Genomic DNA, 23,445 nt, shown 5'->3' with positions numbered 1-23,445 from the left:
AGGAAAATGGGTGATTTTTGACATGACTTTTTATCTGGAAGAAAATAGAGAAATAAGGTTAAGGTTAGATGGGACAAGGGTTTGAGGGGGGTGGGGGTTTGACATGAGTTTTTTATGTGTATACGCATGGAAGATGCTTCAAACTTTATGATATAATTTTAATATGGACCTGATGAAAAAGATGATATTACCTCGTTATAGAATTAAAATTTAAACTGGAGGTCAAACTTTATGAAATCAATGCTTTTTGAAATTAACAAGAAAAGATGGTTGACGCTATTTTTAGTAGCATTATCAGCAACAATATTTAGATTGATACTGCAGGCTTTTATCCCTTCAAGCGGCAATAATCCTTTTCCTCCGAGTGTAATAGTCAAAGCAGGATTATTAATCCCCTCGTTTACGATTTATGCATTAATAACCTATTTTTTATTAGCGGTAGTATTTGTCATAATACAGGGGCATCTACCAGGAACAAAGATTAAAAAAGGTTTAATGTTCGGTTTCTTATTCTGCATGATGTGGGGAATATACTTATTTGAGCCTTTACCTCATGTTTCAAGCACATCACTGACTGAACTTTTTGCTTATCCAATAGTGGATGGAATATCACTTGTATTTTTAGGATTGCTGTTAGGAAAATTTGTTGCTATAGATTCCCAATTGGTAGGGAAAGTATACATTAATTTTAACATTGTACCGTTAATAGCAATACCTGTATGCTTCCTGGCACTAAGAGTATTTTTTTATAGTATAGTTCATATTTATTCCTCTTTTACTACCAATCCGTTAGGAACAATGATATGGGCAGTTGCATCAGGTATCTGGATAGGGGTTTTGTATTTATTTCTCGGACAAAAGGCATTAAGATAGAATCTCCCATAGTGAAATCACTATTTTTTGGCATTATAGTATTCGGAATTAACCTTTTTCTTTTCAATTTTTTCATTACTTTGGTGTTTGAATCAGATATTGCTGATATAATCATAAGAACTATGGCAGACATCATATCTGTAACGATAGGAGTCTATATTTATGAGAAAGTTCATTTCCTCATGATTTCGGCTCATAGTAAATAGCAGGTATTCAGAAAATGTAAATAGTTAACATCAATGTAAAATAGAAGGATTAAAATGCATTTTAGTAAAGGAGATAGGCGAAATGACTAAATTAAGTGATATGCCAAACATAGGCAAAGAATTGGAAAAGCAATTAAAAATGCAGGAGTGGAAACTCCTGGGCAGTTAATTGAGTTAGGAAGCAAGGAAGCATTTCTGCGGATTAGAACTATTGATAGCAGTGCTTGCATAAACAGGTTGTATGCTTTGGAAGGTGCTATACGGAATATAAGATGGCATTTCTTATCACAGGATATCAAGGATGAGTTAAAAGCATTTTATTTATCTTTAAAAGTCAAACAATAAAATGCTGGAAGTTTTTAAGATTTATTGATTACAAATGATGATATTGGATTAAGTAATTTTTCAATTCAATCTATTAGAAGGGATAGATAATTTTGCTTTTTAACAGTGAACAGGTTAACAGGGGCAGGAAAATCGTAAATACAGGTATAATTATTTTAATTTTTCTTTTACTTGCAGATATTGCTATAAGTTTAGTATCTAACGGTATTAAAGGATTAACGGGAAAAACATTTGTTGGTGGAATAATTTTATTTAATATATTTTTGTACCATAAAGGCAACAGGATAGCATTTAAAATAACGATGTTTCTGCTGTCAGGAGTTTATATTTTTATCTTTGGTTTACTGCCTGTCTATTTGGTTTTGGGACTGCTGCGCATGCTAAATATTTTAGATGCTTATGGCGGTGCTTTATATTTAGTTGTCCCAGCCATAATTATTACAGCAGTAAGCATTTTGGTATTTAAAACAGAATTTTATAATGATGTTCTGGCTTTTAAAAACTACTACGATAAGATATATAAAACAAGAATTTAAAATAGGTAATGGAGAATAATGCCATGCCAAATATCAGGGAAAAAGCAATTCAAATTATATTATTTTTTTATTTTAGGAATCTTTTTTAGATTCCTGGCAAAATACGTTGATACTATACCTTCTAATGGTGCAGTTGGCAGTTTAATTAATATAATTAGCCATATAAGTTCCAGAATTGGAATATGGGTTTTTATTGCTACTGTATATACAAAATAAACTCCACTCCATGATAATAAAGTTCGCTCTATAAAAATAAAGTTCGTTCCAAAATCCCATAGCAGATGCAGGAGAAATCTTCATTTGCTGCGGGGTTCGCGTTTTAACAGGTGAAAGGGCTTGAAAGGATTAAGGAGTAAGTAATAAGACTAAAGGCATTGATTTTAAAAGGATTGAGAGTATAATATTAATTATATATTGATACCGAAATTGATAAAAAGAATAGAAGAAACACATGCGAAAATGCAACATTATACCTTTTCCCTTGCACTTTACACCTATTTAGAACCGACTTTATTTTAAAATTTGATACAAGAATTAAGGAAGAAATGTAATTAAATGGTATGAAAATATGAGATTTTAGAGCGGACTTTATTATATGGAAGAGATTGGGAGAATAGGGTTAAGACTAGAAGGGATAAGGATTTTTGGGGTGTTGGATTGGAGCGGAGTTTATTTTAAATATACATAGTTAGGGGTAAGGATTTTTAGGGATAAGGAATAAGGGGGAAGTTGTATAATAATAAAGTTTGCTCTGTGATAATAAAGTTAGTTCTGAAATAATGAAGTTATGCCATTGAAAGGTTATAAAGTGGTATAAAAATAGGATTAAAGATTAAGAATTACAAATGCAGAATGCTTGTTTCATAAGTAGCAAAACTTTATCAAAATAAAATTGAAGTTATAACGGGAATTTATTATCAGGATTCAGAGCATGGATATTAAAAATAGAAGGAGATATTTATAGTAAGATATTTAGATAAATAAAAATTAATGCTTAATGATAATAGGATATTATTTTTACTATTGCAAAATATAGAGAAATGATAAAATAGAAGTGCATAAATACATGTAAAAGGAGTCGTGAGAGTATGAAAATTCTTCAGTTGAAAATAACATTAAAAGACGTAAAGCCTCCTGTCTGGAGAAGGGTATTGGTTAGAGACGATATCACGTTTTATAAACTCCACAGGATAATCCAGCATGCGATGGGATGGTTTGAATCCCACCTTTATGAGTTTAGGCTGGGAGAAATGATTATTGGGGAAAAAGATGATGACTGGGACTTTTACGACAGATATGAAGTTAAAAGTGCAAAAAAAATAAAGTTAAGCAGCATGAACTTTGCACCAAAGGATAAATTCAGATATGTTTACGATTTTGGTGATAATTGGAGACATGACATTGTTGTTGAGAAGGTGCTTGACCCGGAAGAAGGCGTTAAATATCCAGTATGTATCGGTGGTAAAAGAAACTGTCCTCCTGAAGATGTAGGGGGACAGTGGGGATATGAAGATTTCCTTGAAGCAATCCAAGACCCGCAGCATCCAGAGCATGAATCCATGCTTGAATGGGTGGGGGGTTCTTTCGACCCTGAAGAATTCAGCATAGATGAAGTCAATGATATGTTGAAGATGATAAAGTAAAAGCATATATATTTTATCGGACTTTGTATGGAGGAGATAAGGTGATAAAAGAGGGGGAAAAATAATATGTCAGACAACATTAATAAAGTAGTTGTTATTTATAAATCAAAATATGGCAGCGCACAACGCTATGCACAGTGGATTGCAGATGAAGTCAAGGCGGATTTATTTGAAAGGTCTAAAATTACACTAAATGACATACTCAAATATGATACAATTGTTTATGGCGGTTCACTGTATGCTGCTGGTATTTTGGGTATCTCGCTCATAAAAAAGAACTTTGACAAATTAAAAGATAAAAAAGTGATAGTGTTTTCTGTAGGTGCGTCTCCTGCACATCCTGAAGCAATAAATGATATTAAAAATAATAATTTTACTGAAGAAATGAAGGGAAAAGTCTATTTTTTCCACCTGCGGGGTGGCTTCAATTATAATAAGTTAAATTCAATTGACAGGGTTTTAATGTATCTTCTAAAGAAAAAAATTGAGCATAAAAAACCTGATGAACTTACTGAAGATGAAAAAGGAATGCTTGCATGCTATAAACATCCTGTTGACTGGACGAATGAAAAATCAATAAAACCGATTGTTGAATTAATAAAAAGTAGTACAAAATGACAATTATATACAATAGAAATTGAAATTATAATAAAAAATTTGGTATAAGAGAAGGAAGTAAAAAATGATAAATGAAAAAATAAACAATTGTTGTTGCTCCGATTGAAAAGAGACATATCATAAAATAGAAAATGGCGATATATGCCCTGCATGTAAAACATCAGGAGTCAAAGTAAAAAATATTACAGTCAGGCATTTGGTAGTTGATGCCCTTGTAGAATCGGTCGGAGATATGGATTATTATATATGCATGAATGAAGAATGTAATATTGTTTATTACAATCCAGAAACAGGTGTTAAGTTTGATAAGCAGCAGGTGAAAGCGCCCATATGGTTTAAAAAAGACGCTAACCCTAAATATGCCTGCTACTGCAGCAAAGTTACAGAGGAGCAGGTTATAAATGCCGTAATAAAAAATGGTGCAAAAACAGTTAAAGATATTATAGAAATCACAGGGGCGACGAAAAACAGCCAATGTGAAAAGAATAACCCGTTAGGAAAGTGTTGCCACAAGATAATTCAGGAGGCTATAGATAAAGGGCTATCAATGAAATAAAATATAAACTTAAACTGGAGGTTGGTCATGGCATATATTGATATAATTGATTATGTAGTTGTACATGAATTGTGCCACTTAAGAATTATGAACCATTCAAAGGACTTCTGAAATCTCTTAAGCCCCTTAATCATTTTGGACAATCTACGAACTTTTATGTAGAATAAAAACAACAAGTTTAAGGGGAGTTCTAAGATGAAAGGTAAAGCTAATTCAGAGGAATTAAAGCAACAAATTTTAAAGGAAGCTGAAAAACAGGCAATATTTCAATAGTTGCAAGAAATCATGGTATTGCTCCAACAACAATAAGTGGATAGATGAAAGGCAAGAGTGCAGCAGGGTCAAGAGATCTGGAGTCAATCAATTTTAATTCACTAAACTATATAAAAGAAGTTGAGAAGTAGAATGATAAGCAAAAAGTATTGTGTTATACTTGAAAAATAGAATGAATTTATCGAAAATAGTGAAAGCATTGTATTAAGAAAAACTAAAATAAAATTGGAGCATAATTATGAAAATAAAGTTTTACAATTTAGGCGAGATAAGCGATGAACAGTTTAATTTTGCAGTTATATGTGCTGCTTATAAAGGCAAATGGATATTTGTAAGGCATAAGGACAGGAACACATGGGAAATACCTGGCGGGCACAGGGAAGAGAATGAAAATATTAATGTAACTGCTTCAAGGGAGTTGTTTGAGGAAACAGGTGCGGTAAATTACGAGATTGAGCCCGTATGTGACTACTCTGTTACCATAGGTGAAATAACTACATTCGGGAGATTGTTTTATTCAAAAGTAAACGAAATGGGTTATTTGCCAGATAGTGAGATATGCGAAGTAAGGCTTTTGAAAGTGATGCCAAATAATCTTACCTATGCAGAAATACAGCCACGACTTCAGTGGAAAGTATTACAACATTTGAGTAGCAAGACATTGAGGTTGCTTGAAAAAGACAAAACAAGGAATATAAATATCATTAACTTTATTAAAAACTACTCTGTACAAACATTTGATACAGTTGGGGATTCTGTACTTGTAAGAGGGAAAAGCGATGAAGATTGGGTTTACATCAGCAGCAAATCCAATGGAGAGTTCCTTCAACTGATTGAGGGATTGGATGGAGATGACAAATGCTTTGCAGTACTTGAGGACTGGATGCTCCCACATATTGTGAAAAATAGGGAAATAAAGTCACGACTGACCAGTATGAAACTAGTCTATGATTCTAATGTACCACTGCCGACCGTAAAATCACATATTGTTGACTTATCAATTGCAGATGCTCCATATATATTCGAGAACTCCAAGTATAAAGAGTATATAACAATTGAATATATTGAAGATAGGATAAAAAATGGCATTGGTCTTGGCATCTATGAAAATGAAAAGTTGGTGGCATGGGCGATTACACATGATGATGGAGCCATAGGTTTTTTGAATGTATTGGAAGATTACAGAAGGAAAGGATATGGCATGGATGTAACTGTTGCAATGATAAAGAGGCTTCTGGAACTTGGCGAACTGCCATTTGTACATATTGAAGAAGATAATGTAAAGTCTATGAACCTGGCATTAAAAGCAGGATTTAGAAAGGATAGACGGATACATTGGATTAAGTTGAAATAATATGTAAGGGGTAAATATATAATGAACTTTGAAATTAAGAAAATCAACAGAGATAATTTTAAAGACATCAATGTTTGTGATAGTAAATTTATGGTGTATGCCGGACTTGAGTTAGAAATCTTTAATGGCGACATTACTTATATTATCAAATGAATTGCCTTTCTCATATGAAAAGCATTATCCAAATGATGGTATAAACTATGAAGAGTATATTGACAACCATGATAAAACGGTATTTCTGGCATATATGGATGAGGAGGTTGCAGGTCAAATCATATTACGAAGGAATTGGAACAAGTATGCTTATATCGAGGATATCAGGGTTAAAAGCAAGTTTAGGAGAAAAAAGATTGGGCAAAAACTAATGAATGCAGCAATAGGTTGGGCTAAGGAAAATAATATGCTGGGTATTATGTTTGAGACCCAGAACAACAATGTAGAAACCTGTAAGTTTGGAGTATTTTTCACTTGACAAATGCAATTTATAATGCTATTAATTACAAGACACCACAAGAGATTTATGAAACTGCTCTTCTAATGGCATAAAAAATTAAACTTTTTGTGGCTACTCTATTGACACAAGTTCATATTTGTTAAATAATGAGTATTATAGATAAGTTTCTTGAGTAATTTATACGTTTAAGACATTTTTCTTAAAAAATATATTTAAAATTAAAAGTTAGGGTATGTATATTTTGAATTTAGGACATATGTCCTTTGTATTTGTATTTAAAATGTTCTATTATATATTAATGGAGTTAGATAATGATGACAATACATAATATCATTGATATTATTGAAAAGAACGCTGAAATTTTTAAAATTTTAAAAGACTGTCCATATGAAATATTAAAACAGTGGGAAATAAAGGATTATGCAAAGGGGACTGTAATATGCAATCAAGGTGAAGTGTATGATTATTTTTATATAATCGTAAGTGGCTCAGTAGATGTATATATAGTCGCAGAAAATGGTAAAAAGTATTCGCAGGCAGTTTATACACGAGGGTATTATATAGGAGAGTTAGAGATATTTGATAAAAAACCTTATATCTGTTCTGTTCAAGCTTTAAGCCCAGTAAAAATTCTACGCTTAAAACGAGAATATTTTTTGAAATGGATTGAGATAGATAAAAATATCAATAATTATGTAATGCACACATTGTGTAAACAATTTTATAATCTATCAAAAAAAGCTGGTGAGGATACATTATATTCATTAAAGAATAGAGTATGTAATTATCTAATAAGCGTTGGATATAAAAATCCGAATTATAAGAAAAATATCATAGTCAATATAGAAAAGAAACAATTAAGCGAAAAATTTGCAGTTACCCAAAGAAGCATAAATCGCATATTGCAGTTTCTCAAAGAAAAGAATATCATAGATGTAAATAATACATGCATAATAATAAAAGATATGGATGAACTAATAAAAGAAGAAAAGAAAAGTAGGTTTGAATGATTAAGATGTAGCAAATTATACTGAGGGAGGGGAAGATAAATTATGGTATATGAAATTCAACCGCATATAAGGTTTGGTATAGATGAAAGCGCAGATTATGCAATACTTCCAGGTGATCCAAAGAGAGTAGAAAGGGTTAAGGAGTTCCTCGAAAATACTAAGGATGTGGCATATAACAGGGAATTTAAAACGGTTTCGGGTTTTTATAAAGGTGTGAAGATTCTTGTAACTTCCACAGGTATAGGAGGGCCATCGCTTGGTATAGCTGTTGAAGAGTTGAAAAATCTAGGAGTAAAAGCTATGATACGTATAGGAAGCTGCGGTGCACTTCAGCCTAATATTAAATTAGGAGATTTAGTTATGGCTTTAGGAGCTGTAAGAGATGAAGGAACCTCTGCCACATATATTGAAAAAAGTTATCCTGCTGTACCTGATAATTATTTGCTGGAGAATATTATAGAAAGCGCAAAAAGCCTTGGAGCTACTTATCACTGTGGGATAATAAGAAGCCATGACAGTTTTTATACTGATAAGGAAGATGAAATAGATAGGTTTTGGTCGACTAAAGGTGTTTTAGCTGCTGATATGGAAAGCGCACCATTGTTTGTAATCGGCAGGCTTAGAGGGATTAAGACTGCATCGATACTTAATGTTGTCGTCGCTTATGAGGGTAATCTTAAAGAAGGCATCAACGAATATGTAGATGGAAAAGATGCGATGGTTTTAGGCGAAGAAAGAGAAATACTTACTGCCCTTGAAGCGATTGTGCGTTTAAACAGATAATATTGGGATTTAAAATATTAATCCCAATATTAAAAAAAGACCAGCTAGTAAAAGTCAATAGGTTTTAGAAAGAAATTTAAAATTTTTTATGTTGTAAAAAAGGGTATAGCAAATAAACTCAATTAAGAGCCGAACTTTGAAAACTTAATATGGTTAATAGCTATTTCCAAGTATAGTGCAAGACTTTAAGCAGCTTTATGAATGTTTTGATATTGTAGTTTGTGTTCATCAGGTGTCTTTAATACAATGGCAAGTTCTAATTCAGGAATTTTTCCTTTCATAGAGTTGTGAATTAAAGGTTCAATATCAAAAGAGGTATCAAGAGGATTTTCAAGAAGCTTATCGAGAATTCTTTTAGAGCTTTTACCAAAAGTGTCTGAAACAACGTTTTCCAACTGAATGTTAGAAACCGTGAGACAATTTTGGAGGCGGTTCTTCTCACTGGACATAAAGCAGGTTAGTTTGTAACGATAGCGCATAAGGTCACGTGGTTGGCGAATATCAGCAGGAGGCATAAAGCTACCGGCAACAAGATCATGCTTAAACAGGTCAGCAATCCATTTCGCATCTTTCTTGTCAGTTTTTTTACAATGGATAGCCTTAACATACTTAGGATGTGCAAGTACAATAGAACAGTCTTTTTCCAAGACGTTGTACACTGGAATCCAGTATTTGCCTGTACATTCCATACAGACATCTTTACAATTAGATTCAAGTAGCCATTGTAACAGCTCTTTCAGGCCTTTAGTGTAGGTAGAAAAGCGATGGCTCTTGTAGGTGGTAATACCTTGTTTGTTGGTGGAAGCGTTGCTAGCAACCACAAAGGTTTTGTGAACATCAATTCCACAACAGATTTTATACACAATTTTTAAAGCCATAGGAAACCACTTTCTAAACCGATAGGTTCTAAAAATTAAAGGGATAGGCAGCATTGACTGATTGTCTAGCATTAAACGAGAATGTTTAAACAAAGATAAGGTTGCGTGCTCAGTGGCACACTTATTTGTGCTTGAAAAGACAATCTACACATATAAAAATGCGGTCACTACGCATACGTAGCAACCCACTCACCTCCCCGTGATTTGTAGTTTACTGATATCCCTATGACATAATTATAGAACAAAATTAGCTCTAAGCGGCACATTTCATTACGTTTTGTGCCTTGAGCGAAGCGAAAGGAATGATTATAAAAATGAAAAAAGAAACTTTAAAATTCGACAAAAGTATGGTTGACATTTATAAAACAATTCGTGGAGACTGGGGCGAATTAAGTCCTGTTACACAGATTGTAAGCTCCAAAAAAGCCTACAATAGACATAAAGAAAACCAAAATGTACGCAAACAAATGCAGGCGTACCTTTTCTAGTTTTAAAAAAAGGAGGAGAAAAAAATGGCTAACATTATAACACAAAAATTTTCCTTGACAATTAAAAAATTTTGAGCTTATAATCCCATCTTTGACAGTTGAAGAAAAGAAAAAGCTTGAGAACCGTTGAAAATAAAGAGGCCCAAGCTTTTGTATTATTATTAAAAAGTGAGTAATGTATTTATGATTTTGTACTTTTTAAAATTTTTTTCATTTTGCTTTTACTTACAATTTGATAATCAGTACGGAAGCTGAATGCTTCGTGTAAATCATCTGTAAAGTCTGTTCTTGTGTAAATAGGTATATAACCATCACCTTTTACTTCTAAGAAATTCATATCTCTTAATCCATCTATGATTTCATGATATGTATATTTTCCGTTCAATTTCTTTTCAAGGAGTCTATAGATAACCAAGGAAATGAAACAAGTTGTAAAATGAGCTATTATTCTATCATCACGGCTTAAATATACAGGTCTGGCCTTAAATTCGCTTTCCATAATCCGGAAACATTCTTCAATTTCCCATCGCCTTCTATTTATATTGATAATTGAAGAAGCATCATCTTCAAGATTTGTACATACTGCATAAAAACCAACAAATTGCGCTTCTTTTGCAATGAGTTCGGTGTTGATACGGTTTTCTATTTTCCAAGGGTTTGAATCAATTGCTTTTTGTGCTCGTTCTATCTGGGAATCTCGTATATTTCTCTGATAATCTCGATATTTAATGGAATATGTGACGATAAGTTTCTGTTCTAATCCGTTTTCTTTTATCCAGCGTTCTTTATAGAACACCTTATCCTTATATTTGTCCTCATCTAGTTCAGCAATGTTATATGTTCTTCTGTCACCAACTAAAGACCAACCATTTGGGTCAAGAGCCCATTCCTTAAGGTGTGTTTTCAGTTTTTTAATAGATTGTGTTGTAATAAATGCCCGTTCACCTTTAATGTTGAATTTCCTGTTACTATCGGATGCTAGTCCTGCATCAGTACATACAATAAATTTAGAGAGATTAAAGTCAGAAAGAATTTTCTCTTCCAAAGGTTTTAAAGTCAACTGTTCATTGGTATTCCCTTTGTTAATAGCAAAAGCAAGTGGAACACCATCTCCGTCCATAAAAAGCCCCATTTGTACGATAGGATTTGGTCTATGTTCTTTTGAAACACCATATTGTTTTAATCCATCTTCTTGCTCTATTTCAAAGAAATAATTTGTACAATCATAATACAGTACGCCTGTATTTCTCTTGGAAATTTTAAGACTGTTTTTGTACAGGTAAGACTGTATGAAATCAGCTTCCTTGGCAATTACTTCAAGAGCCCTGTATATATGTTGAAGTTCAAAATCAGGTTGTTCAATAAATTTAGTAGAAAGTTGAAAAGTTGCAAGTTTTGAAGAAGGATAAATAATTCTTGCATAAATAAGTCTTGAAAGCACCGAGTCTAAGTCGAATGTAAATTTGTATTTCAAAGATATTTTCTCGCAAAGCTTATTGAGTTTAAGTTCATGGTATATCTTTTGAAGAAAAAGATAACCACCATTAAAAGAGCGTTGCTCACCCTTTGTAATCACTTTGGATTGGGAGTATTTCACAATAATATCGCGGTTTTCTTCTTTTTCTTTTTTGTTAAGTTCTTCTATATATTTTTTTGCCCATTCAATAGGATCCTGTCCACCAAGTTTTTCTTTAAGTTCAGCATAAGTACCAAGCTTTTCAACAACTTTTGTAGAACGTCTTCCATTTTCGTATATAGATTTTGTTACGTACAGGGATGCAGCATTTTTTGACCGTGATATACATAATCTCATAATGAAATTCCTCCCATCTCTTTTATTATAGCACATTACGCAATATTTCCATGGCTAAATTTGACTATTTTTTAATAAAAAAAGCCTTGTTTTCAAGGCTTTTACTGATTCCGATGTTTATTAAACTGTCAAAGACCCGAGTTGCTACAAAGCAAAAAGCATATACAGAAGTGACTATTGACAGATATAAGAAACAGGAGTATATATACTTATATGAGTATATAAGTATAATTAAAAAACGTAGTTGTTTAATTTATAAAGTATGTCTGATATAAAGCCAGAATTTTACGAAAGGAAGATTGATTTTATGAATAAATTAACTGATTTTTTTAAGGTATTGTCTGATGAAACACGTTTAAGGATACTTATTCTGTTATATCACAAAAAACTATGCGTATGTGAGATGTGTGGAATAACAGGAGAGTCACAGCCAAAAATATCAAAACACCTTGCTAAACTTAGGGATATAGGTCTTGTAAAAGATGAAAGGCAGGAACAGTTCATATTTTATGATTTAAATCTTAATGAGCAAGTGTACAAAGGGATATTAGAGAAAATAGTGGATAATATCAACGATTATCCAGTACTCAAAAGCGATATTGAAAAGTGTAAACATGCTGAAAAATATCTTGAATCGTGCAGAAGGTAAGGAGGTTGTTTTTTACATGAATATATTGGCTCTGATATTTGGTTGGTTAAATGAGCAACTATTAAAAATGACATGGCTTTCAGAACTTGTAAGGCTTCTTGTAGAAAAGGCATTTCACTTGTCCGTTAATGGCAGGCTTGGTGCAAGCATCCATTTCTTTATTTATGATACCATAAAGATTTTTATATTATTATCGGTCTTGATATTTGTTATATCCTATATCCAGAGTTATTTCCCACCAGAAAGGACAAAGAAGATTCTCGGAGGGATAAAAGGTATTAAAGGGAATATACTTGGGGCATTGCTTGGAACGATAACGCCTTTCTGCAGTTGCTCCAGCATACCGATTTTTATAGGCTTTACATCGGCTGGATTGCCTTTGGGGGTTACCTTTTCGTTTCTAATATCCTCTCCGCTTGTGGATTTGGCATCACTGCTATTGTTAATGTCATTCTTTGGTGCAAAAATTGCCATAGCCTATGTTGTTGTAGGCTTGATTTTGGCGGTTATCGGAGGGACTTTGATTGACAAATTGAGCCTTGAAAATTATGTAGAAGGATATGTAAGAGAAATCGAAAATGTTGACGCAGAAGTGCCTGAAATGACCCGTAAGGAGAGAATATTCTATTCAAAGGAACAGGTTAGGGATATTATCCAAAGAGTGTGGTTATATGTATTAATCGGTGTCGGTATAGGGGCAACCGTTCATAATTGGGTTCCTCAATCAATCATAGAAAACGTGGTTGGAGGCAATAATCCATTTGCGGTATTGTTTGTTACTGTAGTTGGTATTCCAATGTATGCTGATATATTCGGTACTTTGCCGATAGCTGAAGCGTTATTTGCAAAAGGAGTAGGAGTGGGGACGGTGTTGTCATTTATGATGGCGGTAACAGCTCTATCTCTTCCTTCTATGATTATGCTTAGCAAGGTTGTAAAGTCTAAACTTTTAGCAATCTTTGTATTCATCGTATCAACAGGGATTATATTAATTGGATATTTATTTAATGCATTTTCATATATTTTTGTATAAACAGGTTTGATACAAGATTATTGGTTGATATTCCTGGAATAATTAATTGCTTACTTTTTATCTCATTCAATGCAAAAAGATGAGATAAAGGAATATATAAAAAGGTTGAAAACAATGTAATATATTTATGTGTAAAGGAGAGAATTTAAATGAAAAATAGTCTGTACAGGCAAATCTCAGCAAATCAATAATTGCATGTTATGCATTGACTACGTCAAAGATGAGCCTTTAGGTGGCAGAATAGAAATTGATTATGCAAAATGTACAAGATGTGGAACTTGTGCTAAAAAAGCTGTTGTATGGCAATAATAGTGATAAAAATATCAATTAATGAAGGAGGATTTTCTTATGGTAATTAAAATTTTAGGTTCAGGATGTGCTAATTGTAAAAAATTAGAGGCTAATGTCAGGGAGGCTGTAAAAGAAATGGGTATTAAAGCCACTATTGAAAAAGTGCAGGATTTTAAGGACATTATGTCTTATGGTGTAATGAAAACGCCTGCGCTAGTAGTGGATGAGCAGGTAAAAGTGATGGGAAGAGTTCCGTCAGTGGAAGATATAAAAAAATACTTGTAAATCATGACTGCCCATCTAATGGGTGGTTTGCTTTGAACTTATACGCTTCTGTTACTAGCCAGCGTCTAAAGGCGCTGGCTTTCACGTGACCCGGCATGGGCGATAGCTAGGCGGTGAAAGTCTGCAGTGGGTGAGGCACGGAAACTACTATTGGCTCCCATACAATAAACTTTAAGATATATGGGAGGAAAGTTATCGCTCTTACCTGGGTAGGTCTCAAGGACAAGTCATTAAAGTAAACTATGAAATGACAACACATACAGTGATGTATGGCTGAACCTTGAGAAGTCAGCAGAGGTCATAGTACTTATCTAGCTATGAATAGATGTGGAAGGATTACAGCTGTTGTATATTTTCTATCAAGTAATCCAATAATTTTTTCTACGGCAAGCAGGAATTTTTGAAGTGCATGTAGAATTATTTTTATAAGACCTCACCTTCCTATTTATTTGCTAACTCATCCTTTTGGGAGGATGGTGAGGTCTTATTTCTATATAATATTATCGCTATTTTCCTGCTTTTTCATCTAAGAAAATTTTACACTAAAGTGGTGAGATAATGGTTCCACAAGGACATATGAATGTATTACGGAAGATATATGAAAAATTAAATGACACAAATATAAATTGGGTTATTACAGGAAGTACTGCTTTTGCTATTCAAGGTATTCCTTTTAAGCCAAATGATGTAGATATTCAAACTGACAAAGAAGGTGCATATAAGATAGAGGAATGCTTCAAAGAATTTGTTATAGCAAAAGTATGTTTTTCATCTAATGGCAAAATATCATCGCACTTTGGCCGCCTTGAAATCGATGGTATAAAGGTTGAAATCATGGGGGACATACAAAAAAATATAAATGGTACATGGGAAGAACCGGTGAATTTAGAAAAATATAAAAGATATATAACTCTACAAGATATGAGAATTCCTGTTTTAGATTTGGAATATGAATGTGAGGCGTATCTAAAAATGGGTAGAGTAGAAAAAGTTATATTGATTAAAAAATATATAAATCAGATGAAAAATGAAGACGGTACTATTTTTTCATTTGACGGTTTAAATTAATTGCTATAAAGTATTAAGAAATTCTGAATTTCAGGAGGATTGTATATGAGCAATTTTGAATTTATAAGTGAAGGCAGAGAAATACTTGACTTAGTACAGCTATTATGGGACAGATAAATTGGTAATTTCAAATTAGATAGTTAGGAGTAATGAGTGGTGAGAAAAGTATCAGTATTTTTAATTAGCGTTTTGCTATTGATATATCATTTAGTACTGTATTAGTAGTGGCATCTGTATTTAAAACATTGAAAAAAAAACCTTATACTGAAATTATTTATATGAATTGGTCAATAAAGTTGACTAGCACATATAAGGAAGTTTATTCAAAAGACAGTGGTCCAAGTTTTCATGTAGATGGTGAGAGATATCACATATTTGATTTTAAAAGCAGTGATGATATTGAGCTATCTTTAAAATGGAACGATGGTAATAATACGTCAATAGAATCAGCAATAAATCATGTCCTAAATTCTCTAACTATTCCAAATGAATACATGCCAGATTTAAATCTAAATATAAATATTATTTTAAAAAAGAAAGAAGACTTTTCGGCAATATATTTGGTATTTGTTCCTGATGCAAAAAGGCTTTACGTAATCGAAAATATTATTCACAAAAATCGTAAAAGGCGCATTCTTATCATGTCATTTGGGGTATAAATTAGACAAAGATGAAATCAAAAATGGGTATACTACTGAAGCGGTTAAAAGAGGAATTGATATAATTTTTAATGATTTTAAGTTGCACAGAATTGAAGCGAATATCATGCCCAAAAATAAGCCATCATTAAAAGTAGTCGAAAAATTAGGATTTTACAATGAAGGAATAGCATATAAATATCTGAAAATTAATGGTAAATGGGAAGACCATATACACATGGTTTTATTAAACGACAAAGTGTGATTAGGAGGTGCACAAAATAATGAAAGATTTGGCAGGTGAAAAAGATAACAGATTCAAAGTAAGATTTGCAGTAGAAAGTGATGTACCGCTTATATTAAACTTTATAAAGGATCTGGCGGAATATGAAAAACTTTTGTCAGAAGTTGTGGCGACAGAGGAACTATTAAAAGAATTTCTATTTGAACGTAAAGTGGCAGAAGTCGTCATAGGGGAGTACGATGGAGAACCTGTAGGATTTGCATTGTTTTTTCACAATTTTTCTACATTTTTAGGGCGACCTGGCATTTATCTTGAGGATTTGTACATAAAGCCTGAGATGAGAGGTAAAGGATTTGGCAAAATAATGTTGGCGTTTTTGGCTAAATTAGCCTTGGAAAGAAATTGCGGCAGGCTTGAATGGAGCTGTCTCGACTGGAATGAGCCTTCTATTAAATTTTATAGGCAAATAGGTGCTGTACCTATGGACGAGTGGACTGTATATAGAGTACATGATAAAGCATTGATGGATCTTGCAAAAAGGTTTGATGAATTCTTTACGTAAGTTTTTGTAGATAGATTAGAAGAAGCCTCAGATACATGTTTGGAATATGTTTCTGAGGCTTTTGATTTTCAAGCGATAAAGTCTTTTATTAATGATATATTATGGAAATCAAGGTTCGCATATACTAATGACATATAAAAATATATATTATATAATATACCGGAAAGGGGGAATGCGGTTTGCGTAAGATTAAAATGTTGTTTTTATATCTATTAATGTTAGCTGTAGTTTTCATGCCTGTCATATCATACGGTGATAACGGACTTCCGCAGTTTCAGTTCGGTTCAAGATTGTTGTACACTGGGACCTACGGCACTGATGTATCAGAGCTACAAAGCATATTAAATAGTATTGGCTTTAATACAGGTACTATCGATGGTATTTTTGGCAACAACACATTAAATGGAGTATTAGATTTTCAAAAAGCAGAAAATTTGGTTGTAGACGGAATTGTAGGACCTAATACTTACAATGCTATTCAAAATGGTTTGTGGGAAAATCCAGTCGTCTATGATGTACAACCAAATGACAATATCTATTTCATAGCGAAAAAATACGGGACATCTGTTCAAGATATTCTGGATGAAAACGGACTGAGTGACAATGCGTCTTTATACGTTGGCGAGAAGTTGCTTATACCACATCCGCCAGTGACAGTACCGCAACAGCTTGACAATGCCTCTAATTATCAGCAGCTTAAAGACAATATTGAGACGCTGCTTAGTCAGCATACAGGAAATTACGGAGTATACTTCATAGACTTAAATTCTGGCGAGACTTTTGATATAAATGGTTATGGATCCTTTATTGCTGCCAGCACATATAAAGTACCTCTAAATTTTTATGTGTATACACTTATAACCGAAGGGAAAATAGATCCGAATATGGAAGTCCAGTATACATCACAGGATTATGAAGGTGGTTCAGGTTCTATACAGTACGATCCTGTTGGAACTTATTATACAATTAGGGAGCTTTCAAAAAAATCTATAGAAGAAAGCGACAATATAGCATCAAATATGTTGATGAGAGTTGTAGGATATGACAATTATTTGAATTTCATAAAAAGTTTAGGTGCTTATGTTGTGCCATATTCAGATAATGTTACATCTCCAAGGGATTTAAGCATCTACATGGAGGATATATTAAATTATGCAAATGCATACAGCAGTACGTCAGGGGAGCTTCTAAGTTATCTTGAAAATACTATTTATAACGATAGGATATCATATCCTTTGCCAAGCAATATAACTGTTGCTCATAAGATTGGCAATCTTTCCAATGTGGTAAATGATACTGCGATAGTATTTTATCCGTCAAAACCGTATATATTGACGGTGATGGGCAATAATGTTGACGGATCTGATAATTCAGATGCCTATACTGTAATAAGAGAAATCTCAAAAATGGTATACGACTTCCAGAATAGCCATTAAAAAAAAGCCGGTTTTACCGGCTTTTTTAAAGTTCATCCTGTATAATTTTTTCTATTATATCGCTGACACCATCTTCTAAATTAGATTTTGTCACATAATTAGCACTACTTTTTATGACATCATCAGCATTTCCCATAGCGACACCAAATCCTGCTTTGATTATCATTTCTTTGTCATTGTCTTGATCGCCTATTGCTACAACCTGATTAATGTCTACATTGAGAATATCACATAATTTTATGAGTGCAGATCCTTTTGTAATGCCGTAAGGGAGAATTTCTATAAAATATTCGTCTGACTGTACGCATGTAAATGGTTCATTGGATAACTGCCTTATTTCGTCTACAAGCTCTAAAGATGTGTTTCTATTTCCTCTGAAAAGCACCTTTATAATTTTATCAAGTTTGCTGAGATCTTCGATTAAATCGCATTTTACGTGTTCTATTTCCATGTATGATTTGATGAAATCGGATATCTTATTGACAAATATGCCGTCTATACTGTATACAAGAATGTCTACGTCGTATTTTCCCTCTTGCCATTTTTTTGCTATAAGCTTGTACAAATCATCAGAAAGATAATTTTCATGCAGTATTCTTTTATTTATGTGATCGTATATTACACATCCGTTAAAAAGTATGACAGGCACATCGATATCAAGTTCTTTTATGTATGGAGTTGCTGATATGATGCCCCTACCTGTTGCTAATGTAAAAATACCTCCAATATTGCGAAACTTTTTTACACTATTTTTCGTGGCTTCAGAGATCTTTTTTTTGTCATCTAACAAAGTTCCATCTGCGTCTGCTACAACCATTTTGTATTTCATATGATCACCCCAAATAATATTTACACCGTATCTATTATACAATTTTTTTGATTTTAAGACCAGTGAAAAATTTTTTATGATATTGTTCGTAAATTATATATATGTTAAAATTATAAAAAAATTATGGGGAGGAGATTAAATGATAACTTGGAAAGAAGATTTCAGGCTTGGCATTGGCGAGATTGATAAGCAGCATAAGAGGCTTTTTGATATTGCAAACGAAGCGTACGATTTATTGAAGAATGAATTTGCCATTGATAAATACGATCATATTGTAGACATAATAAAAGATCTGAAAGATTATACGATTTACCATTTTGACTATGAAGAAAACTACATGAAAAGCATAGGCTTTAAAAAGTTGCTTTCTCATAAAGTGTTGCACGATGATTTTAAAGAGAAGATCAACAACATAGACTTAGATAAGATAGATCAAAATCAAGACGAATACATAAAAGACATTTTAAACTTTTTGGTGGATTGGATTGAAAAGCACATATTGAAAGATGATAGGTTATATGCAGAAAAGCAATAAAAAACAAGGTGGCACTAAAGCGCCACCTTGTAAATTACTTTAACGGTGTAAATGGGCAGTATCCTATTTCATCGCACCTATTTTTCATGTCAGCCCATAAATTATCATCGACGATTGCCTCATAGGCTGTGGGATATAAGATGTAATTTTCTTTAAAGATGTGATCTCTCATATTAAATACGATGTAGCTTGATAGTTCTTTCACTCTGTATTTAAAATCTGCAAAATCGATGTAGTCAACGTTATTTGCAAGCTCTACCAAACTTCTTTTCCTTAATCTTATTTCATCGTGTTCAAGCCGCATTATCCTTGTTGGACCTGTTATACCCAACTTTTCAAGCTCAGGGAACAATACATCTTCTTCTCTTTTGTGGTGCTTTTCAGCGCTTAAAATGCCTTCTGCAGTTTCATTTAAATCTGATAACAAGGCTCTGTCTTCTTGTGGGGACGACATCTTCTGAATCTTTATGTTTAAAAGCTCTAATTTGTCAAGAAGCTTTAGTATTTCATCGTGTTCTAATATAAGTGTTTGCAATACGTGATCGTGAGGCAAAGATTCTTTCAAGCCGTTTAACTGTCCTTCCAGCATTTCCATGTGAACGGAACAAAGTCCTCTCAATTCTTCTGCCTGCATTCCTTCATCAACTAGCTTTTGCTCTGCTAAAGATAGTTCTTCAGCAGTAAGGTCTTCTATCAATTCTTTTGCCTCGCTTTTTACCGTCTCAGGATCTTCGCTATTGTTAAGCCTTCTAAGTACGTCTGCTAATTTATCGACTCTATTTTCCATAATATACATCCTCCTTTTTTCTATTTTCAGTATACAATAAATCACATTGAAATACTGTGATTTAAATCACAGTATTTTGATAGTAATAAATTTTTGTTGTTTTATTTTTTTATAGTTTTGTTTTAAAATAAAATTAAACTTAAAAAAAGGCGGATGAATATTGTGAAAGTATTTTGGTTAATTATCTTTGTGTGGAATATTATTACGTTTGCCATTATGGGCATAGACAAGTACAAAGCTACTCATGAAAAGTGGAGGATTAAAGAAAGAACTCTTTTTCTTTTATCATTTTTGCTGGGAGGTATAGGCGTTTTTTGCGGTATGTACATATTCCACCATAAGACAAAGCACATAAGCTTCAAAGTTTTAGTACCTTTGGCTGTATTTACAAATATACTGTCTTTATACTTTTTGCATAAGATTTTAAGCATCAATCATTTTTAGAAAAGATATTTTATATGCTAACATGTAATGCACATTGATAGTAATTGAATTTCAGTTATTAACAAACTTATCCACAATATCCACAGAAAATATATCAACATAAACGATCGAAGTCTTAAAAGGGAGTGGTAAAATGGAGCGAACTAATGATTATCAATTGGAGTTGAAGTACCTTAACAGGACTATCGATTTTATTGAAGATGAAATATACAGATTGAAACAAATGATTATGGTGGAAAAGTCAGATATAAGAAAGCTTAAAGAAGAAGTTTTAAATTATGCACCGACCACACCTAACAATTTTGATAGATTAGTAGAAGTGAACCCATATATCAATGAGCTTAAAAAACATATTGTGTACTATAATGAAATTTTAAAAAATCTTAAATCATTGAATAAAATGGTTAGCTCTCCTTATTTCGGCAGATTTGATTTTGTAGAAAGCGGTTCAGATTTATTAGAAAAAATATACATAGGGCTTAGGACTTTAAGAGATCCAGACACATTTGATATTATCGTATACGATTGGAGAGCGCCCATATCAAGTGTGTTTTACAGGTTTGAAAAAGGCAGAGCCTTTTACGAAGCTCCAGACGGGATTATAGAAGGAGATGTAGTGTTAAAGCGTCAGTACAAGATTGAGAATCAAAAGCTAAAATATTACTTTGACTGCAATGTAGTAATAGACGACGAAATTTTAAGAGAAGCCTTAGGGCGTAATTCTACAGCGAAGATGAGGACAATTGTCGAAACTATTCAAAAAGAACAAGATAAGATAATAAGAGATGTAGATGGAGATGTTTTAGTGGTTCAAGGTGTTGCGGGAAGTGGAAAAACTTCAATAGCATTGCATAGGATAGCCTATTTGCTTTATTTTGAAAAAGATAAAAATTTAAAGAAAGATGATATACTCATAATTTCACCTAATAAAATTTTTAGTCAATATATAAAAAATGTGCTGCCAGAGTTGGGCGAAGAAAATGTAAATGAAATTATCTTTGAGGATTTTGTGAAAAATGCCATAGGCGATGTGGTACTCGTTGAGGAAAGGTCCGATTATGTAGAAAGGCTTTCATCGTGTGAAGACAAAGTCATGTTGGATTCTGCAAGACTTAAAAATTCTTCAGAATTTATTATGGTTTTAGACAGACTTTTATCATACTATGAAAGGAATATGATAGAGTTTAAAGATGTGTATTACGATGGTAAAGTCTTATACAATAGGTATGAGTTAAAGAATGAATTTTTAAATGACAAGATGAACCGGCCAATTAAAAAAAGGCTTAAAAGATTAGAAATGAAGATATTTGATAAAATTCATCCTTTTAGAAAAGAAAGGCTTTCTAAAATTGAAAGATTTGTTGAAGATCGCAAAGGACATGAATTTGAAGTAAAGGCATACAGCCGTTTTTTGTCAATAAAAGAAATGAGGAGGATTAAAAAGCAAGTAAATAGTTTTACAGATATCAATTTCTTAGATATTTATAGATTGCTATTTGCTGATAAAGATTTGTTTAAAAGGCTTTCATCCGGGCTAAACTTAGATTTATCTGAAGATTTTTTTAAGATAGCCGAATTGACTTGTAAAAACATAGATGATGGAAAAGTGTATTACGAAGACATTGGGCCTATATTATATTTGAAGTACAAGGTGGAAGGAGTTACGGCTTACAAACAAATAAAACACGTTGTGATTGATGAAGCACAAGACTATTCACAGATTTTTTATGAGATATTTAAATTGAGTTTTCGTGATGCCAAATTTACCATATTGGGAGATGTGAACCAAACACTTGATAAGGGGATAAATACGGCTTTTTACGATCTTATGGAGAAAGTTTTTGCTGGGAAAAGGATAAAGAAGTTCTTCATGGGAAAAAGTTACAGATCGACTTATGAGATAAATGAATTTTCTATTGGATTGCTTAAACATCCTCCGAAAATAACGCCATTTGAAAGACATGGCGATAAACCACAATTGGTCCGCAAATATAGTTTTGAAGAAATATGCAGAAGCATAGCAAATAATGCTTCGGAACTTTTTGCGGATGGGTATAAGACAATTGGCGTCATTGCAAAGACAAAAGATGAAGCAGATAGAGTCTACGACACCATGAAGAATTTTGTCAATGTGAAACTTTTAAACTCAAAAGATGATGAAGTGATAGAAGGTATAAACATAATTACGCCTTATGGGGCTAAAGGCTTAGAATTCGATGTGGCGTTTGTCTTTAACGCATCAAGTGAAAATTACAGGACCGAATACGACAGAAATCTTTTGTACATTGCATGTACGCGAGCGCTGCATAAACTCGTAATATATTCTCTTGGTGATTTTTGTAAGTTTATAGGGTGAATTTTATTTTTGCCAGTAAATTTGCTATAATTTTATAAAACATTGAAGAAGGTAGGTGGTTTTATGGAAGTTATTAAGATTGATACGCCATCAAGAGAGACTATTATTGATATAACTGATGAAGTGAGAAAAATTGTAGGAGCAAGCGGCATTAAAGATGGCATTTGCTTCATTCATGTGCCACACACTACGGCCGGTATATCGATAAATGAAAATGCTGATCCCGATGTAAAGGAAGATGTATTAAAAGGTCTTAATGAGATCATTCCGAAAATAAGATTCAGGCATTTAGAAGGAAATTCGGATGCCCACATAAAATCTGTCTTGGTAGGGACAAGCATCAGTGTGATGATAGAAAATGGGGATATGCAGTTAGGCACATGGCAAGGCATATACTTCTGTGAATTTGACGGTCCAAGGCATAGAAAAGTGTACGTTAAAATAGTGTAAAGATAAGG

At 32.9% G+C, this 23,445-nt stretch carries 27 protein-coding genes; 23 read left to right on the top strand and 4 right to left on the bottom strand.

Annotated features, from left to right (window positions below):
* Nucleotides 1-231 precede the first annotated feature (231 nt).
* The 11 genes from GSH73_RS10780 (at nucleotide 232) to GSH73_RS10730 (ending at nucleotide 8,651) form a co-directional block, all read left to right on the top strand.
* Nucleotides 232-873, top strand: a complete 642-nt coding sequence (locus tag GSH73_RS10780) for a hypothetical protein (protein WP_014758005.1) — start codon at nucleotides 232-234, stop codon at nucleotides 871-873.
* 326 nt (nucleotides 874-1,199) lie between these two features.
* Entirely contained in the window at nucleotides 1,200-1,424 is a 225-nt protein-coding gene (locus GSH73_RS13785) for a TfoX/Sxy family DNA transformation protein (RefSeq protein ID WP_432416197.1), read from the top strand.
* Nucleotides 1,425-1,516: 92 nt separating this feature from the next.
* Nucleotides 1,517-1,960 carry a hypothetical protein gene (locus tag GSH73_RS10770; protein ID WP_014758006.1) on the top strand — a complete coding sequence of 148 codons (444 nt, stop codon included), beginning with the start codon at nucleotides 1,517-1,519 and terminating at the stop codon, nucleotides 1,958-1,960.
* Between the two features lie 1,088 nt (nucleotides 1,961-3,048).
* A complete protein-coding gene (locus tag GSH73_RS10765; protein WP_014758009.1) occupies nucleotides 3,049-3,603 on the top strand; it encodes a plasmid pRiA4b ORF-3 family protein in 555 nt (184 codons plus the stop codon).
* Between the two features lie 66 nt (nucleotides 3,604-3,669).
* Nucleotides 3,670-4,221, top strand: a complete 552-nt coding sequence (locus GSH73_RS10760; protein WP_014758010.1) for a flavodoxin domain-containing protein — start codon at nucleotides 3,670-3,672, stop codon at nucleotides 4,219-4,221.
* Nucleotides 4,222-4,285: 64 nt separating this feature from the next.
* On the top strand, nucleotides 4,286-4,777 hold the full coding sequence (locus GSH73_RS10755) for a Csac_0668 family 2Fe-2S cluster-binding (seleno)protein (RefSeq protein ID WP_432416196.1): 492 nt from the start codon (nucleotides 4,286-4,288) through the stop codon (nucleotides 4,775-4,777).
* A gap of 3 nt (nucleotides 4,778-4,780) precedes the next feature.
* Nucleotides 4,781-4,888, top strand: a complete 108-nt coding sequence (locus GSH73_RS13730; RefSeq protein ID WP_267889039.1) for a M48 metallopeptidase family protein — start codon at nucleotides 4,781-4,783, stop codon at nucleotides 4,886-4,888.
* A 400-nt stretch (nucleotides 4,889-5,288) separates the two neighbouring features.
* Complete coding sequence (locus GSH73_RS10745; protein ID WP_014758012.1) at nucleotides 5,289-6,404, top strand: GNAT family N-acetyltransferase; 1,116 nt, start codon at nucleotides 5,289-5,291, stop codon at nucleotides 6,402-6,404.
* Nucleotides 6,405-6,528: 124 nt separating this feature from the next.
* The gene (locus tag GSH73_RS10740) at nucleotides 6,529-6,876 is read left to right on the top strand and encodes a GNAT family N-acetyltransferase (protein ID WP_014758014.1); all 348 of its coding nucleotides are present in this window, start codon (nucleotides 6,529-6,531) and stop codon (nucleotides 6,874-6,876) included.
* A 293-nt stretch (nucleotides 6,877-7,169) separates the two neighbouring features.
* On the top strand, nucleotides 7,170-7,868 hold the full coding sequence (locus GSH73_RS10735; RefSeq protein ID WP_013298176.1) for a Crp/Fnr family transcriptional regulator: 699 nt from the start codon (nucleotides 7,170-7,172) through the stop codon (nucleotides 7,866-7,868).
* A 42-nt stretch (nucleotides 7,869-7,910) separates the two neighbouring features.
* A complete protein-coding gene (locus GSH73_RS10730; protein WP_014758016.1) occupies nucleotides 7,911-8,651 on the top strand; it encodes a nucleoside phosphorylase in 741 nt (246 codons plus the stop codon).
* 185 nt (nucleotides 8,652-8,836) lie between these two features.
* Here GSH73_RS10730 and GSH73_RS10725 read toward each other — a convergent pair whose 3' ends face one another.
* Together GSH73_RS10725 and GSH73_RS10720 are read right to left on the bottom strand one after the other, a co-directional pair.
* Nucleotides 8,837-9,529: an IS110 family transposase gene (locus GSH73_RS10725; RefSeq protein ID WP_200866698.1), complete on the bottom strand. Its 693-nt coding sequence runs from the start codon at nucleotides 9,527-9,529 to the stop codon at nucleotides 8,837-8,839.
* Nucleotides 9,530-10,198: 669 nt separating this feature from the next.
* Nucleotides 10,199-11,830 carry an IS1634 family transposase gene (locus GSH73_RS10720; protein WP_014758018.1) on the bottom strand — a complete coding sequence of 544 codons (1,632 nt, stop codon included), beginning with the start codon at nucleotides 11,828-11,830 and terminating at the stop codon, nucleotides 10,199-10,201.
* Between the two features lie 307 nt (nucleotides 11,831-12,137).
* Here GSH73_RS10720 and GSH73_RS10715 point away from each other — a divergent pair, with 307 nt between their 5' ends.
* The 8 genes from GSH73_RS10715 to GSH73_RS10680 all read left to right on the top strand — a co-directional run bounded on the left by GSH73_RS10715 (nucleotide 12,138) and on the right by GSH73_RS10680 (nucleotide 18,036).
* Nucleotides 12,138-12,479 carry an ArsR/SmtB family transcription factor gene (locus GSH73_RS10715; protein WP_038070112.1) on the top strand — a complete coding sequence of 114 codons (342 nt, stop codon included), beginning with the start codon at nucleotides 12,138-12,140 and terminating at the stop codon, nucleotides 12,477-12,479.
* Nucleotides 12,480-12,495: 16 nt separating this feature from the next.
* Nucleotides 12,496-13,512, top strand: coding sequence for a permease (locus GSH73_RS10710; RefSeq protein WP_014758020.1), 1,017 nt, complete (start codon nucleotides 12,496-12,498; stop codon nucleotides 13,510-13,512).
* Nucleotides 13,513-13,860: 348 nt separating this feature from the next.
* Entirely contained in the window at nucleotides 13,861-14,088 is a 228-nt protein-coding gene (locus GSH73_RS10705; protein ID WP_014758021.1) for a thioredoxin family protein, read from the top strand.
* 576 nt (nucleotides 14,089-14,664) lie between these two features.
* Nucleotides 14,665-15,156, top strand: a complete 492-nt coding sequence (locus GSH73_RS10700; protein ID WP_014758022.1) for a nucleotidyltransferase domain-containing protein — start codon at nucleotides 14,665-14,667, stop codon at nucleotides 15,154-15,156.
* 278 nt (nucleotides 15,157-15,434) lie between these two features.
* Nucleotides 15,435-15,815 carry a hypothetical protein gene (locus GSH73_RS10695; RefSeq protein ID WP_152528724.1) on the top strand — a complete coding sequence of 127 codons (381 nt, stop codon included), beginning with the start codon at nucleotides 15,435-15,437 and terminating at the stop codon, nucleotides 15,813-15,815.
* A complete protein-coding gene (locus tag GSH73_RS10690) occupies nucleotides 15,805-16,059 on the top strand; it encodes a GNAT family N-acetyltransferase (protein ID WP_014758024.1) in 255 nt (84 codons plus the stop codon). Before GSH73_RS10695 ends, GSH73_RS10690 begins: the two co-directional genes overlap by 11 nt.
* 19 nt (nucleotides 16,060-16,078) lie before the next feature.
* Complete coding sequence (locus tag GSH73_RS10685; RefSeq protein WP_014758025.1) at nucleotides 16,079-16,600, top strand: GNAT family N-acetyltransferase; 522 nt, start codon at nucleotides 16,079-16,081, stop codon at nucleotides 16,598-16,600.
* A 194-nt stretch (nucleotides 16,601-16,794) separates the two neighbouring features.
* A complete protein-coding gene (locus tag GSH73_RS10680) occupies nucleotides 16,795-18,036 on the top strand; it encodes a serine hydrolase (RefSeq protein WP_038070116.1) in 1,242 nt (413 codons plus the stop codon).
* Between the two features lie 25 nt (nucleotides 18,037-18,061).
* On the opposite strand, the gene GSH73_RS10675 is transcribed toward GSH73_RS10680, so the two are convergent.
* Nucleotides 18,062-18,865 carry a Cof-type HAD-IIB family hydrolase gene (locus tag GSH73_RS10675; protein WP_014758027.1) on the bottom strand — a complete coding sequence of 268 codons (804 nt, stop codon included), beginning with the start codon at nucleotides 18,863-18,865 and terminating at the stop codon, nucleotides 18,062-18,064.
* Nucleotides 18,866-19,004: 139 nt separating this feature from the next.
* Here GSH73_RS10675 and GSH73_RS10670 point away from each other — a divergent pair, with 139 nt between their 5' ends.
* On the top strand, nucleotides 19,005-19,400 hold the full coding sequence (locus tag GSH73_RS10670) for a bacteriohemerythrin (protein ID WP_014758028.1): 396 nt from the start codon (nucleotides 19,005-19,007) through the stop codon (nucleotides 19,398-19,400).
* 34 nt (nucleotides 19,401-19,434) lie between these two features.
* Here GSH73_RS10670 and GSH73_RS10665 read toward each other — a convergent pair whose 3' ends face one another.
* On the bottom strand, nucleotides 19,435-20,187 hold the full coding sequence (locus GSH73_RS10665) for a DUF438 domain-containing protein (RefSeq protein WP_014758029.1): 753 nt from the start codon (nucleotides 20,185-20,187) through the stop codon (nucleotides 19,435-19,437).
* 162 nt (nucleotides 20,188-20,349) lie between these two features.
* Here GSH73_RS10665 and GSH73_RS10660 point away from each other — a divergent pair, with 162 nt between their 5' ends.
* The 3 genes from GSH73_RS10660 to GSH73_RS10650 all read left to right on the top strand — a co-directional run bounded on the left by GSH73_RS10660 (nucleotide 20,350) and on the right by GSH73_RS10650 (nucleotide 23,437).
* Nucleotides 20,350-20,631 (top strand): DUF1294 domain-containing protein, encoded by a 282-nt coding sequence (locus tag GSH73_RS10660; RefSeq protein ID WP_014758030.1) that lies wholly within the window; start codon nucleotides 20,350-20,352, stop codon nucleotides 20,629-20,631.
* A gap of 133 nt (nucleotides 20,632-20,764) precedes the next feature.
* Nucleotides 20,765-22,987, top strand: a complete 2,223-nt coding sequence (locus tag GSH73_RS10655; RefSeq protein WP_014758031.1) for a HelD family protein — start codon at nucleotides 20,765-20,767, stop codon at nucleotides 22,985-22,987.
* A gap of 63 nt (nucleotides 22,988-23,050) precedes the next feature.
* Complete coding sequence (locus GSH73_RS10650; protein ID WP_014758032.1) at nucleotides 23,051-23,437, top strand: secondary thiamine-phosphate synthase enzyme YjbQ; 387 nt, start codon at nucleotides 23,051-23,053, stop codon at nucleotides 23,435-23,437.
* Nucleotides 23,438-23,445 lie beyond the last annotated feature (8 nt).

Source organism: Thermoanaerobacterium aotearoense (genome assembly GCF_009905255.1).
In the GTDB taxonomy this organism is placed as follows: domain Bacteria; phylum Bacillota; class Thermoanaerobacteria; order Thermoanaerobacterales; family Thermoanaerobacteraceae; genus Thermoanaerobacterium; species Thermoanaerobacterium aotearoense.
The sequence above is the reverse complement of the archived record's forward strand: the minus strand, read 5'-3'. Positions and strand labels throughout refer to the sequence as shown.

Excerpts from the sequence above, each read along its gene's own strand:
- GSH73_RS10675 (WP_014758027.1), bottom strand. The coding sequence starts at position 18,865 with ATGAAATACAAAATGGTTGTAGCAGACGCAGATGGAACTTTGTTAGAT.
- GSH73_RS10655 (WP_014758031.1), top strand. The coding sequence starts at position 20,765 with ATGGAGCGAACTAATGATTATCAATTGGAGTTGAAGTACCTTAACAGG.
- GSH73_RS10715 (WP_038070112.1), top strand. The coding sequence starts at position 12,138 with ATGAATAAATTAACTGATTTTTTTAAGGTATTGTCTGATGAAACACGT.
- GSH73_RS10705 (WP_014758021.1), top strand. The coding sequence starts at position 13,861 with ATGGTAATTAAAATTTTAGGTTCAGGATGTGCTAATTGTAAAAAATTA.
- GSH73_RS10695 (WP_152528724.1), top strand. The coding sequence starts at position 15,435 with ATGAATTGGTCAATAAAGTTGACTAGCACATATAAGGAAGTTTATTCA.
- GSH73_RS10680 (WP_038070116.1), top strand. The coding sequence starts at position 16,795 with ATGTTGTTTTTATATCTATTAATGTTAGCTGTAGTTTTCATGCCTGTC.
- GSH73_RS10780 (WP_014758005.1), top strand. The coding sequence starts at position 232 with ATGAAATCAATGCTTTTTGAAATTAACAAGAAAAGATGGTTGACGCTA.
- GSH73_RS10740 (WP_014758014.1), top strand. The coding sequence starts at position 6,529 with ATGGCGACATTACTTATATTATCAAATGAATTGCCTTTCTCATATGAA.
- GSH73_RS10650 (WP_014758032.1), top strand. The coding sequence starts at position 23,051 with ATGGAAGTTATTAAGATTGATACGCCATCAAGAGAGACTATTATTGAT.
- GSH73_RS10720 (WP_014758018.1), bottom strand. The coding sequence starts at position 11,830 with ATGAGATTATGTATATCACGGTCAAAAAATGCTGCATCCCTGTACGTA.
- GSH73_RS10710 (WP_014758020.1), top strand. The coding sequence starts at position 12,496 with ATGAATATATTGGCTCTGATATTTGGTTGGTTAAATGAGCAACTATTA.
- GSH73_RS10735 (WP_013298176.1), top strand. The coding sequence starts at position 7,170 with ATGATGACAATACATAATATCATTGATATTATTGAAAAGAACGCTGAA.
- GSH73_RS10760 (WP_014758010.1), top strand. The coding sequence starts at position 3,670 with ATGTCAGACAACATTAATAAAGTAGTTGTTATTTATAAATCAAAATAT.
- GSH73_RS10730 (WP_014758016.1), top strand. The coding sequence starts at position 7,911 with ATGGTATATGAAATTCAACCGCATATAAGGTTTGGTATAGATGAAAGC.
- GSH73_RS10665 (WP_014758029.1), bottom strand. The coding sequence starts at position 20,187 with ATGGAAAATAGAGTCGATAAATTAGCAGACGTACTTAGAAGGCTTAAC.
- GSH73_RS10685 (WP_014758025.1), top strand. The coding sequence starts at position 16,079 with ATGAAAGATTTGGCAGGTGAAAAAGATAACAGATTCAAAGTAAGATTT.
- GSH73_RS10670 (WP_014758028.1), top strand. The coding sequence starts at position 19,005 with ATGATAACTTGGAAAGAAGATTTCAGGCTTGGCATTGGCGAGATTGAT.
- GSH73_RS10725 (WP_200866698.1), bottom strand. The coding sequence starts at position 9,529 with ATGGCTTTAAAAATTGTGTATAAAATCTGTTGTGGAATTGATGTTCAC.
- GSH73_RS10745 (WP_014758012.1), top strand. The coding sequence starts at position 5,289 with ATGAAAATAAAGTTTTACAATTTAGGCGAGATAAGCGATGAACAGTTT.
- GSH73_RS10765 (WP_014758009.1), top strand. The coding sequence starts at position 3,049 with ATGAAAATTCTTCAGTTGAAAATAACATTAAAAGACGTAAAGCCTCCT.
- GSH73_RS10700 (WP_014758022.1), top strand. The coding sequence starts at position 14,665 with ATGAATGTATTACGGAAGATATATGAAAAATTAAATGACACAAATATA.